Source organism: uncultured Pseudoxanthomonas sp., from assembly GCF_947498795.1.
Taxonomy (GTDB): Bacteria; Pseudomonadota; Gammaproteobacteria; order Xanthomonadales; family Xanthomonadaceae; genus Pseudoxanthomonas_A.
This window is the reverse complement of record NZ_CANMLQ010000001.1, coordinates 241343-254416: the sequence shown is the minus strand read 5'-3', so window position 1 is coordinate 254416 and position 13074 is coordinate 241343. Positions and strand designations below refer to the sequence as shown.

Here is a 13074-nt window from a genome sequence, read left to right as displayed (position 1 = left end):
TCACTCGCGCGAGGCGGCGGCCTCGGCGGCCGTTTCCGCCAGCACGTCGGCGAGCGGCCGCGGCGCGCCGTAGAGGTACCCCTGCACGCGGTGCACGCCCAGGCGGCGGAGGCAGTATTCCGTGTCCTCGTCCTCGACGAACTCCGCCACCGTGACCGCGCCGAAGGCTTTCGCCACCGCCACCGAGGCCTGCACCACGGCGTAGTCCTTGCCGAGCTGCGCCACGTTGCGCACGAACGAGCCATCGATCTTGATCACGTCCACCGGCAGCTCCCGCAGGCGCGCGAAGCTCTGCATGCCGGTACCGAAATCGTCGATGGCGATGTGGCAGCCCAGCGCGCGCAGGTCGGCCAGCAGGTGGCTGGCCGCCGCGGTGTTGGAGATGGCCGCGGTTTCGGTGACTTCGAAGCACAGCGCGTGCATCGGCAGCGGCGAACCCGCCAGCAAGGTGCGCAGCTCGACCTGGAAGCTCATCGACGCCAGGCTCTGTCCGGTCAGGTTGATGGCGATCTCGCGGCAATGCGGCAGCGCGGCCGGTGTCTTGCGCAGGAGCCGGAACAGCGCGCGCATGACCGCCAGGTCCAGTTCGGCGCCCCGCCCCGCCGCCTCCAGCGGTGCCATGAAGCGCGCCGGCGACATGATGTCGCCGCGCTCGTCGATCAGTCGGCACAGCACTTCGCCCGCCAGCGGCCGGGGCTCGCCCTGCATGTCCTCCACCAGATCGCGGATGGGCTGGAAGTACAGCACCACGCGCTCGCTGCGCAGGCTGGCCAGGGCTTCGGTGGCATCGTGCAGTTGCCGGCGGTGCGTGCGCCGCAACTGGGTGTCGCCGATGTCGCTGTAGCGCGGCCGCAGTTCCCCGTGCTGGCGCGCCTCGAACGCCAGGTGCGACGCGGCCAGCACGGCGCGGTCGATCACGCTCGCGTGCGCGCCGTTGAACGCCGCGACGCCGAGGTACGGCAGCAGCCGTATCGGTTCGCCGTCGACATCGATCTCCGCATGTTCGACGCGGGCCATCACGCGTTCCCACAGGTCGGCGTCGCGCCCCGGGCGCGGCAGCAGCGCGAACTGGCCGGTGCCGACGTAGTACGCCTCGACCAGGTCGTCCACCCGCCGCGCGGTCGCGTTCATCGCCTGCGCCTGGGTGTCCAGCCCGAAGCCGGCCACCAGCGTGTCGGTCTGGTCGAGCAACAGGTAGCCCAGCTCCGTGCGCGGCAGTGGCCTTTCCATGCGCCCCCGCAACGCCTTGAGGTTGGGCAGGCCCGTGACCTGGTCGCGCAGCGTTTCTTCCGACAGCTGCTCCGCCAGCGCGGAGCGGTCGCGGTTAGTCAGCCACAGGTAGAGCATCGCGAGCAGCAGGATGTTCATTTCCGCCGCGATGTGCAGCAGGTTGAAGAAGCCTACCGGGGTGTTGGCGTACTCGGCCGTGCCCGCCACCATGCCGACCAGCAGCAACAGCGTGAGCGACAGGGACAGCATCGCCCAGCGCGGCGGCAGGCGCAGCATGCACCAGGCGAGTACCAGCAGCAGCGCGAAGCGGTAGTCCATCAGCACCGGCGCCGACGGCAGCGATACGCCACCCAAGGACTGCCGGACCTGCACCGCCGCCCACAGGCTGATCGCCAGGCCCAGCCCCAACACCACCGGCCACATCCAATGCCGGCCGATCGTCGAGCGCGCCGCGGGCAGCGTACGTTCCTGCCAGCCGATGACGAGCGGCAGGGTCACCACCGCCACGCCGAACTGCTTGGCGAAGAACATCTGGAAGGCGGCGCTCACCGCCACGGCCGGCGTATTGACCAGCGCGATGCTGAAGCCCAGCAGCGCGATGATGATGGGGTACAGCAGCAGCCCGATCGCGGCGAACCGCATCAGGTCGCCGCGCTGCACGCCCGTGCCTGCCATGCGCGGCCATCCCATCCAGCGCGCGCACAGCCGCGTCCAGCCGTACTGGAACAGGTACGAGGCTGCGCCCCACGCCAACGTCCACGAGGGCTGGCCGTCATCGAACAGGTAGAGCTGGCGGAGCGTCCAGCCCGCGAACGTCAGCACGAAGCAGCCCGCCACCACGCGCGCATCGCGCACCAGCATGGCGATGGCCAGCAGCAGGCCGGTATGCAGGTGGATCAGCGAGGCATCGGCGAGTTCGCCGAAGAAGTCGATGCGGTAGCGGATCGGGATCTGCTGCAGCAGCAGGCACATGCCGCCCAACAGGAGCACCTGCATGCTCCCGCCCAGGCCACGCACCGGCTGCCCTGCATGATCAGCCATCCGTCCGCCCTTGCCCCTTGCCAGCTCCGCGTCCTCGCGCGCACGGCGGCGGCCCTGCCCTATCGCAGGCCGCCCCATAACGTACTACCACGCGCCGATGGACGAAAGCAGGACAGGCGCTGGCCTACCGTCCGTCAGCGCGCGACGGTCTCGAACACCAGCTGGCCGCCTTCCGCGCGAACGCGCACCGTATCGCCGGCGGCGAACGCACCCGACAGGATCTTGTGCGCCAGTGGGTTCTCCAGCTGTGCCTGGATCGCGCGCTTCAGCGGCCGCGCACCGTACACCGGGTCGAAGCCGACGTTGCCCAGCAGCATCAGCGCCGAGTCGTCCAGTTCCAGCGCGATCTGGCGTTCGGCCAGCCGCTTGGCTAGGTAACGCGTCTGGATGCGCGCGATCTCGCGGATCTGCGTCTTGTCCAGCGGATGGAACACGACGATGTCGTCCAGCCGGTTGATGAACTCCGGACGGAAGTGCGCCTGCACCACGCCCATCACCGCCGCCTTCATCTGCGTGTAGCGCTCCGGCGTGTCAGCCGACCCATCGCCCTCGGACATGTCCTGGATCAGGCTGGACCCCAGGTTGGACGTCATCACGATGACCGTGTTGCGGAAATCCACCGTGCGGCCCTGTCCGTCGGTCAGGCGACCGTCGTCCAGCACCTGCAGCAGGATGTTGAACACGTCCGGGTGCGCCTTCTCGACCTCGTCCAGCAGGATCACGCTGTAGGGACGACGACGCACGGCCTCCGTCAGGTAGCCACCTTCCTCGTAGCCCACGTAGCCCGGGGGTGCGCCGACCAGGCGGCTCACCGCATGCTTCTCCATGAACTCGCTCATGTCGATGCGCACCATCGCGTCGCTGCTGTCGAACAGGAACTCCGCCAGCGCCTTGCACAGCTCGGTCTTGCCGACGCCGGTCGGGCCGAGGAACAGGAACGAGCCGCTCGGACGGTCGGGATCGGAAATGCCGGCGCGCGAGCGACGGACCGCGTCGGAGACGACCTTGATCGCCTCTTCCTGGCCGATCACGCGACCGCGCAGCGACTGCTCCATCTGCAGCAGCTTCTCGCGCTCGCCCTCCAGCATCTTGCTGACCGGGATGCCGGTCCAGCGGCTGACGACCTCGGCGATCTCCTCGTCGGTGACCTTGTCCTGCAGCAGGCGGAAGCCCTTCTGCTCGGCCTCCTGCGCGGCCGACAGCTGCTTTTCAAGCTCCGGTAGCTGGCCGTACTGCAGTTCGCTCATGCGCGCGTAGTCCTGCTTGCGCTGCGCGGCTTCCAGCTCCAGCTTCGCGCGCTCGATCTGCTCCTTGATCTTCGTCGCGCCGGTAAGTGTCGCCTTCTCGGCCTTCCAGATCTCTTCCAGGTCGTTGAACTCGCGCTGCAGCGATTCGATCTCGGTTTCCAGATCGGCCAAGCGCTGCTTCGACTGCGCGTCCTTTTCCTTCTTCAGCGCCTCGCGCTGGATCTTGAGCTGGATCAGCCGCCGCTCCATCCGGTCCATTTCCTCCGGCTTGGAATCGATCTCCATACGGATGCGGCTGGCGGCTTCGTCCATCAGGTCGATGGCCTTGTCCGGCAGCTGGCGGTCGGCGATGTAGCGGTGGCTCAACTGCGCGGCGGCGACGATGGCCGGGTCGGTGATCTCGACGCCGTGGTGCACCGCGTACTTTTCCTTCAGGCCGCGCAGGATGGCGATGGTGTCCTCGACGCTGGGCTCGCCGACGAACACCTTCTGGAAGCGGCGCTCCAGCGCGGCATCCTTCTCCACGTACTTGCGGTACTCGTCCAGCGTGGTGGCGCCGATGCAGTGCAGTTCGCCACGCGCCAGCGCGGGCTTCAGCATGTTGCCGGCATCCATCGAACCCTCGGCCTTGCCCGCGCCGACCATCGTGTGCAGCTCGTCGATGAAGAGGATGATCTGGCCTTCGTTCTTGGCCAGGTCGTTGAGCACGCCCTTCAGGCGTTCCTCGAACTCGCCGCGGAACTTGGCACCGGCGATCAGCGCGCCCATGTCGAGCGACAGCACGCGCTTGCCGCGCAGGCCCTCGGGCACTTCACCGTTGACGATGCGCTGGGCCAGGCCTTCGACGATGGCAGTCTTGCCGACGCCGGGCTCGCCGATCAGCACCGGGTTGTTCTTCGTGCGGCGCTGCAGGACCTGGATGGTGCGGCGGATCTCCTCGTCGCGGCCGATCACCGGATCGAGCTTGCCGATCTCGGCGCGCTCGGTCAGGTCGATGGTGTACTTCTCCAGCGCCTGGCGCTGGTCCTCGGCGTTCTCGGACTGCACCTTCTCGCCGCCCCGCAGGCGTTCAATGGCGGCGCGCAGCTTCTGCTTGTCGGCGCCGCTGGCCTTCAGTTCCTGGCCCGCCGCCCCGCTGTCGTCCAATGCAGCCAGCAGGAACCATTCGCTGGCGATGTAGGTATCACCGCTGTCCTGCGCCAGCTTGTCGGTGACGTTGAGCAGGCGCGACAGGTCGTTGCCGATGGACAGGTTGCCGGCCTGGCCGGTCACCTTGGGCAGCTTGTCGAGCGCTTCGCCCAGCCGCTCGCGCAGCACGGGCACGTTGACGCCGGCCTGCGCCAGCAACGGCCGCGTGCTGCCGCCCTGCTGTTCGAGCAGGGCGGTGAGCACGTGCACCGGTTCGATCATGGTGTGGTCGCGGCCTACGGCCAGCGACTGCGCATCCGCCAGCGCCTGCTGGAAACGCGAGGTCAGTTTGTCCATCCGCATGGGGAGAACCTCAGAGAGTCAGGGGCCGGCGAACGCCAGCCGATGCTACCCAGATGCGGTTAAGCGGCGGTGTTTCAAGACCTGCTGAGACCCGGATTCACGTAGGGTGGGCCTTGGCCCACCGTCCGCGCATGCACCGGAAACGGCGGGCCAGGGCCCGCCCTACGGCTTCTTCTGGAGGGATAGCGCGGCCAGCAGCACCGCCAGCGCCGCATACGCCCCCGCGAACTGCCACAGGATCGTCGCGCGCAGGCCGTCGACGTCCCACGGCAGGTAGATGCCGCCGCGCGGATCGACCGAATGGATGATGCCGAACAATGTCAGCACTGCGCCGACCAGCAAAGCGACGACCGCACGGCCGTTGCGGCCGTCGATCATCGCCACCAGCGCGGTGGTCCAGATCATCGCGGTGATGATGAAGCCGTTGCCCAAGGTGACGATGGTGGCCAGGTCCGGCAGCCCGTGCCCGTCGACGCCTTCGTACAGGCCGGCGAACCGGTCGGGCGCGATCCACGCCGGATTGCCGAACTTGATCGTCAGCAGGTACGCCACCGACGGCAGGAAGCCCAGCGCTACCGCGATGGCGTGCTTGCGCGGCGTTTCGGTGAACGCCTGCACGGTGATGTCCAGGCCCACGTAGACGATGATCGGCGCCAGCACCGCCACCGGCAGCCACTGCACCAGGCCTGACACGTAGCCGAGCACGCCGCCGAGGCCGATGAAGATGCCCGTCAGCAGCGTGTAGCCCTTGCGCGCGCCCATGTGCTTGTACGCGGGCTGGCCGATGTAAGGCGTGGTCTGTGCCACGCCGCCGCAGACGCCGGCGACCAGCGTGGAGACCGCTTCGGCCAGCAGCACGTCGCGCGTGCGGTAGTCATCGCCCGCGGCGCGCGCGCTCTCGCTGACGTTGATGCCGCCGACCACCATCAGCAGGCCGAACGGCAGCAGCAGCGGGAGATACGGCACGGTGTAGGCCAACCCATCGAGCCAGCCCAGCGTGGGCAGCGGCAGTGTCAGCGCGAGCGGCACCGCATCCGGCACCTTGAAGCCGGGCGCGCCCAGGCCGGCGAAACCGAGGCCGTAGTACAGCGCGGTGCCGACGATGAAGGCCAGCAGCACGCCGGGCAGCTTCACCGGCAGCCTGCCCTTCGCCACCAGCACGTACAGCAGCAGCCCGAAGGTGACGAAACCGACGATGGGCTGGCGCAGCGTTTCGATCAGCGGCAGGAAGCCGAGCAACGTCAGCGCCGCGCCACCGATCGACCCCAGCAGGCCCGCACGCGGCACCGCGCGCGTGACCGCATCGCCAAAGAACGAGAGCACCAGCTTCAATACGCCCATCACCACCAGCGCGGCCATGCCGAGTTGCCAGGTGGCGGTGGCCGCCGCCTGCTCGTCCATGCCGGCCTGCTTGAAGCCGACGAAGGCCGGGCCCAGCACCAGCAGCGCCATGCCGATGCTGGTCGGCGCATCCAGGCCCAGCGGCATCGCGGTGACGTCATCGCGGCCGGTCTTCGCGGCCAGGCGATGCGCCATCCACGTGTAGATCAGGTTGCCGACCAGCACGCCCAGCGCGGTGCCCGGGAACATGCGGGTGAACACCACCTCGGCCGGGAACTGGAAGATGCCGATCAGCGCGGCGGCGATGAAACCGAGGATGGACAGGTTGTCCACCACCAGGCCGAAGAAGCCGTTGAGGTCGCCGGGTACGAACCAGCGGCGCACGGGAGAAGCCGATGCGGTCATGGAATCGGTAATCAGTGGGGTGGGCGGGAGGTCGCCAGCATAAGCGCCCGCGCGATCGGCGGGCGCACCGGGTTCAGAACGATACGTCCACCGCGTGGCGCGACCACAGCACCGACTGGTGGCCGGTCGCCTGCTTCCATGCCAGGCGGATCGCCTCGATGTCGGCGCGGCGCTGCGGCGTGTCCTCGTGCAGCACCACCAGCACCTTGGTCTTCAGGCGGTTGGGCTCCTTCGCGCCGCGGAACAGCCACTGGCCGTAGGCATCGAACACGGTCAGGCCATCGGGAAAGCGCGCGGTCACTTCCTTGTCCAGGAACGCGCGCCACGTCGCCTCGGTGATCGGCTCGGCCTGCGGACGGTCGGCCGGCCCCGTCTCTTCGCCCACCCCGAAGTACAGCTCGCTGCGTACCCAGCCACTGGCGGTCGCCGGCCGCAACTCGTCGCCCTGCAACGAGGCGGTGGGGGTGGCGGGAGAGGACGGCGGTGGCGTGGACACGCAGCCGGCGAGCACAAGCAGGACCGACAACCAGACAGCACGGTGCGACATGGGGCAAACCTCGTGGGAGGAGGACAGGATGGAACATGCCGACGCGACGGCCATATGACGCGGCGGCATAAGCAGATGGGGAGCAGAGATGACGCAGCCGCCGCATCGCGACTTAATATATCGCTTCATCGCAATAAAGCGATAGACTTTATCCGGTTTCTCCCCTCGCTCCACGAGACTTTCCATGCCGCATCCGATCCTTGCCCCGCTGGGCGCCGCCATCGCCCTGGCGCTTGCCCTCCCCGCCGCTGCACAGACTTCCGGCGCCACCGACCTTGACGCCGTGATCGTCACCGGCACCCGCGCCACCGACCGCACCGCGCTGGAATCCACCTCGCCCATCGACGTGCTGACCGCCGAGGACATCCGCAAGGCAGGCGTGCTCAACGGCGAGCTCGGCAGCGCGCTGCAGGCGCTGCTGCCCTCGCTGAACTTCCCGCGCCAGTCCAACTCCGGCGGCGCCGACCACATCCGCGCCGCACAGCTGCGCGGCCTGAGCCCCAACCAGGTACTGGTGCTGGTCAATGGCAAGCGCCGCCACACCAGTGCGCTCGTCAATACCGACAGCAAGATCGGCAAGGGCAACACCCCGGTGGACTTCAACGCCATCCCGGTCAGCGCGATCAAGCGCATCGAAGTGCTGCGTGATGGCGCAGGCGCCCAGTACGGCTCCGATGCCGTGGCCGGCGTCATCAACGTGATCCTCAACGACGCGCCGGTAGGTGGCGCGTTCGAAGCCAGCTACGGCGCGCACCACACGAAGGTGGAGCCGATCGACCGGACCGTCACCGACGGCCAGAGCGGCTTCTTCAGCGCGCAGGTCGGCGACCGCATCGGCGACGGCGGCTTCTTCCGGGTCGGCCTGGAGTACAAGCAGCGCGAGGGCACCAATCGCGCGGGCTTCGACCAGATCCCGTTCTTCGAGGAACAGACGCCGGACAACCTGGCCCTGGCCGGCCAGCGCAACTACGTGCTGGGCGACGGCAGTTCGCGCGACATCAACGCGTGGCTCAACGCGGCCGTACCGCTGGGCGAATCGGCCGAGCTGTACGCCTTCGGCACCTACCACCAGAGCGATACCGAAGGCGCCAACTATTTCCGCTACCCCGATGGCGTGGCGAACTGGAAGGAGGTGTATCCGAACGGTTACCGCCCGATCTCGGAAGGCGACAACCTGGACCTGGCCGGCGTGGGCGGCGTGCGCGGGCAGTGGGGTGACTGGGACTACGACGCCAGCCTCAACCACGGCCGCAACGCTTTCACCTACCGCCTGCGCGACTCACTCAACGCCTCGCTCGGCCCGACCAGCCCCACGCGCTTCAAGACCGGCGACTACGAGTCCGCACAAACGCTCGCCAACCTCGACCTGAGCCGCGTGTTCGGCGCGCATACGTTCGCCACCGGCCTTGAGTTCCGCCATGAAACCTTCGAGACCGGCGCAGGCGATCCCGCCTCGTACGCAGCCGGTCCCTTCACCGACCGCCCGACCGGCTCGCAGGCCGGCGGCGGGCTGACGCCACAGGACACCGCCGACCTCGACCGCGACGTGTCCAGCGTCTACGCCAGCCTCAGCAGCCAGTGGGGCGAGAAATTCACCACCGACATCGCCGCGCGCTATGAGCACTACGACGACTTCGGTGGCGAGCTGACCGGCAAGCTCGCCGCCCGCTATGAGTTCGCGCCCACATTCGCCCTGCGCGGTTCGGTGTCGAACAACTTCCGCGCCCCGTCGCTGAGCCAGATCGGGTTCGAGTCGACCTCCACCGGCTACGACGCATCCGGCCAGCTCACCCAGGGCCGCCTGTTGTCGGTGAACAATCCCATCGCCCGCGCACTCGGCGCGCAGGACCTGGATCCGGAGAAGTCGCTGAACCTCAGCCTGGGCTTCACCAGCCGGATCGGCGAGCACTTCGACGTGTCGCTGGATGTGTTCCGCATCGACATCGACGATCGCGTGGCGCTTACCGAACGCATCAGCGGCGACGCGCTGACGGACTTCGTGCTGGACAACTTCGGCGTGCCTGGCGTGCAGAGCGCCAACTTCTTCATCAACGCCGCCGACACCCGCACCGAAGGCGCCGAAGTGGTGGCCAACTGGCGGCAGGCGCTGGGCGACGGCAACCTGCTGCTGACCGGCGCTTACAGCTACGCCAAGACCGAGCTGAAGAACATCGCGTCCACGCCGGCGGAACTGCTCGCCATCGACCCGAGCTACGTCCTGTTCGGCGTGGAGGAGAGCAACACACTGACCGATGCCGCGCCGCGAACGCGCGCGCAGCTCACCGCGAACTGGGACAGCGAGCGCTGGAACCTGCTGGGCCGCGTGAGCCGCCATGGCAGCGCCAAGCGCGTGTTCAACTTCGGCGGCGGCTTCGAGCCGGAACAGACCTACGGCGCCGAGTGGCAGCTGGATGCGGAAGTCGAATACAAGGTCTCCTCGAAGTGGAGCGTGGCGCTGGGTGGCCTCAACCTGACCGACGAGTACCCGGACCTGTCGAACGAAGACATCTACTACTTCGGCAACCTGCCCTACGACGTGCTGTCGCCCATCGGCAGCAACGGCGCGTACTACTACACCCGGGTGCGCTACACCTTCTGATGGACCCCGCCGTCATCCCGTCGCAAGCCGGGATGACGGCGTAGCGTGCGCCGTGCGCACGACCGCAGGATCCGTCAACCGCCCGCCGTGCGCATGGCGCACGCTACGGAACCGCGCCCGCTCCTGTTCTGTTGGTACACGACACCGTGTCATTCCGAAGCCAGGCGCGAACGTCGCCGGGTCCCGACACCCGCCTGGATGAATGCGTAGCGTGCGCCGTGCGCACGACCGCAGGATCCCTCCACCGCCCGTCGTGCGCGCGGCGCACGCTACAGGAAGCGCGCGCGCTCCTTTTCCGTCGGCACGTGGCATGCAGTGGTGCCAAACAAGCGATATCTGTTCCGCGCGATCCAGCGGTACAGCGGATCGCGCACGGAACGCGGCACCCATGCGATGAACCCCGCCAGGCGCCATGCTCCGCCCAGCCCGGTCAGCACGCGCTGGATGGCGTCGCTGTCGGTCCACGCGCTATCGCCATCGACCAGGAGGAACGAAGCCGGATCGTCGGGGTCCAGGCCGTGCGTCGCCAGCAGCGCGCGTCCGCGCTCTGACTGCATGGCGGCGAAGCGGTAGCGGCCTTCGCCGTCATGCTTCAACAAGAAGCGTACCCAGCCGTTGCACAGCACGCAGATGCCGTCGAAGACGATGACCGGACCTTGCGGGCGGGATGAATCCCGTGTCGTCACGCAACCTCTCCATTAAACAGGATGATTCCCCCCTCTCCCCGCGCGCGGGGAAAGGATGCCAACGGCGGGTGAGGGGCGAACGGAGCCTGCCACCCATCGCGCCACCGCACAGGCGCAATGCGCGATGCACTGACGCCCGCTCCCCGTGTCGACAACGAGAAGCGCCCCTCATCCGCCCTCCGGGCACCTTCTCCCCGCACGCGGGGAGAAGGACAGCCATTCACTCGTTGCGTACATCCAGCCAGCCCGTGTAGTGCACCAGCAGTCCGACGAGCGGCAACGAGGCCCACACATCGAACGCGTAACGCTCGCCGTCCGCGGACTCGCGCGCGCCGACGCCGGTGAACCAGCGGGGCGGTAGCCGCACGCCGAACACGCCGACCCGGACGACGCGCCAGACTATCGCCCCGTTCACGACCTCCAGGTGGAACCCGAACGTCGCTACGCCCAGTCTTTCGCACAGCACGTCGCCCTCGCGCCACAACCGAGAGGGCATGGCGCGGCCGCCGATGTAGCGAATCCAGCGTTCGTGGTCCGCCGATGCGTCGATCTCGACGCACAGTGATCCCGTGCCCGCGGGTGGCAGGTGCGTGGCCGCGGCGACCAGTCGTGACAGCAGGCCCGATCCGCGTTCGACCTGCACCTCGCCGACGTACCGCTTCAGTCCCTGCGCGACATGCAGCGCGCGCACCGGTTCCGGCAGCGTGGTGAACGCCGGCCCCAGCAATGCTGCGAACAGCGGGCTTACGGTTGCATCCACGCCAGCGTGGCGATGCGTCCGCTGCGGCCGTCGCGGCGGTGGGAGAAGAAGCGGTCGGGTTCGCTGATCGTGCAGAGATCGCCGCCGTGGATGTCCTCTGCCCGCATGCCGCGCGCAACGAGGCGGCGGCGCGCGAGCGCGGGCAGGTCGGCCAGCCAATGGCCCGGACGCGTCGGCGCGAAGGCCCCGGCCGCGCCCGCATCCTGCGAGACGAAGGCGTCGAACACGTTCTCGCCAACTTCATAGCGCTGCGGCCCGGCCGCCGGGCCGATCCATGCGATCACCTCCGTGGCCGGGGTGCGCATCGCGGCGAGGGTCGCTTCGAGCATGCCCTTGGACAGACCCGGCCAGCCCGCATGCGCGGCGGCGATCTCGCGGCCGTCCTTCGCCGCGAACACCACGGGCAGGCAATCGGCCGTCAGGATGGCGAGCACCACGCCGGGCTCCGAGGTCACCAGCGCATCGGCGACGGCCTCCGGTGCGGCGGAGTCGGCAGGCACGTCCACGCGCACGACGTCCGTGCCGTGCACCTGCTTCAACCAGTGCGGGGCGGACGGCAGTCCGGCCAGCTCCGCCAGTTGCGCGCGGTTGCGGGCCACCACGGCCGGGTCATCGCCATCGGCCGCGTACTTGTTGCCCAGGTTGAAGTGGTCGAACGGCATCTGCGACATGCCCGCGCCATGGCGCAGCGTGGTGAAGGCGTGCACCCCCGCCGGTGCGGGCCAGTCGGGCGCGACGGCGGGCGCGCGATTCACTTGCGTTGTGCCTGGGTGTCCGCGCGCAGCGCAGCCAGCAGGGCGACCATGTCGGCCGGCACCGGCGCGGTGACCCGCACGGGCTCGCCACTGACCGGATGTGCGAATTCCAGCGTTTCCGCATGCAGTGCCTGTCGGCGGAAGCTGCGCAGCACCGCGATCAGGTCGTCGCTGGCGCCCTTCGGCAAACGCAGCGGACCGCCGTACAGCGGGTCGCCGACGATGGGGTACTTGATGTGCGCCATGTGCACGCGGATCTGGTGCGTGCGGCCGGTTTCCAGTCGGCATTCCAGCGCCGTGTGCGCGCGGAAGCGTTCGCGCAGGCGGTAGTGGGTGACCGCGTCGCGGCCGTCCTCGCGTACCGCCATCTTCAGGCGGTCGCGCGGGTGGCGGTCGATCGGCGCGTTGGCGGTACCGCCGGACACCATCGCGCCGACCACCACGGCGAGGTACTGCCGGTGCACGTCGCGCGAGGCCAGCTGCGCCACCAGCGAGGTATGGGCCGGCAGGGTGCGCGCCACCACCATGACGCCGGAGGTGTCCTTGTCCAGCCGGTGCACGATGCCCGCCCGCGGCAGCGCCGACAGCGACGGGTCGCGGAACAGCAGCGCATTGACCAGCGTGCCGGTCGGATTGCCGGCGCCGGGGTGCACGACCAGCCCGGCGGGCTTGTCCAGCACGAAGACGTGTTCGTCCTCGTACAGGATGTCGAGCGGGATGTCTTCCGGCTCGGCATGGGTCTGGGTGTCCAGCACCACGTCCAGGCTGGCGGTCTCGCCGCCGCGCACGGGGTCGCGGGGACGCACCACCTGTCCATCCAGCAGGGCATTGCCGGACTTGATCCACTCGGTCAGGCGCGAGCGGGAGAACTCGGGGAACAGCTCCGCCAGGGCGGCGTCGAAGCGCCGGCCGGCAGCACTGGCGGGCACGATGGCCGTGCGCGGGGTATCGAGGGAATCGGGTTCGGTCATG

General features: G+C 68.7%; 9 protein-coding genes. 1 reads left to right on the top strand and 8 read right to left on the bottom strand.

The features are described 5' to 3' along the window. The 4 genes from Q0907_RS01160 to Q0907_RS01145 all read right to left on the bottom strand — a co-directional run bounded on the left by Q0907_RS01160 (position 1) and on the right by Q0907_RS01145 (position 7302). Positions 1-2271, bottom strand: coding sequence for an EAL domain-containing protein (locus tag Q0907_RS01160; RefSeq protein WP_299340692.1), 2271 nt, complete (start codon positions 2269-2271; stop codon positions 1-3). A 134-nt stretch (positions 2272-2405) separates the two neighbouring features. Beyond that, entirely contained in the window at positions 2406-5009 is a 2604-nt protein-coding gene (gene clpB / locus Q0907_RS01155) for an ATP-dependent chaperone ClpB (protein ID WP_299340689.1), read from the bottom strand. 162 nt (positions 5010-5171) lie between these two features. Beyond that, a complete protein-coding gene (locus Q0907_RS01150) occupies positions 5172-6755 on the bottom strand; it encodes a hypothetical protein (RefSeq protein WP_299340688.1) in 1584 nt (527 codons plus the stop codon). Between the two features lie 73 nt (positions 6756-6828). Continuing rightward, positions 6829-7302 carry a DUF3574 domain-containing protein gene (locus tag Q0907_RS01145; RefSeq protein WP_299340686.1) on the bottom strand — a complete coding sequence of 158 codons (474 nt, stop codon included), beginning with the start codon at positions 7300-7302 and terminating at the stop codon, positions 6829-6831. 184 nt (positions 7303-7486) lie between these two features. Here Q0907_RS01145 and Q0907_RS01140 point away from each other — a divergent pair, with 184 nt between their 5' ends. Further along, positions 7487-9901 carry a TonB-dependent receptor gene (locus tag Q0907_RS01140; protein ID WP_299340683.1) on the top strand — a complete coding sequence of 805 codons (2415 nt, stop codon included), beginning with the start codon at positions 7487-7489 and terminating at the stop codon, positions 9899-9901. 269 nt (positions 9902-10170) lie between these two features. Here the strand turns inward: Q0907_RS01140 and Q0907_RS01135 are convergent, their stop codons facing one another. The 4 genes from Q0907_RS01135 to rluD form a co-directional block, all read right to left on the bottom strand. Continuing rightward, positions 10171-10587: a thiol-disulfide oxidoreductase DCC family protein gene (locus Q0907_RS01135; RefSeq protein WP_299340680.1), complete on the bottom strand. Its 417-nt coding sequence runs from the start codon at positions 10585-10587 to the stop codon at positions 10171-10173. 220 nt (positions 10588-10807) lie between these two features. After that, positions 10808-11347 (bottom strand): DUF4166 domain-containing protein, encoded by a 540-nt coding sequence (locus tag Q0907_RS01130; protein ID WP_299340678.1) that lies wholly within the window; start codon positions 11345-11347, stop codon positions 10808-10810. Beyond that, entirely contained in the window at positions 11332-12102 is a 771-nt protein-coding gene (gene pgeF, locus Q0907_RS01125) for a peptidoglycan editing factor PgeF (protein WP_299340675.1), read from the bottom strand. The genes Q0907_RS01130 and pgeF overlap by 16 nt, the downstream gene beginning before the upstream one ends. After that, positions 12099-13073: a 23S rRNA pseudouridine(1911/1915/1917) synthase RluD gene (rluD, locus tag Q0907_RS01120; protein ID WP_299340672.1), complete on the bottom strand. Its 975-nt coding sequence runs from the start codon at positions 13071-13073 to the stop codon at positions 12099-12101. The genes pgeF and rluD overlap by 4 nt, the downstream gene beginning before the upstream one ends. Between the last annotated feature and the right edge of the window lies 1 nt (position 13074).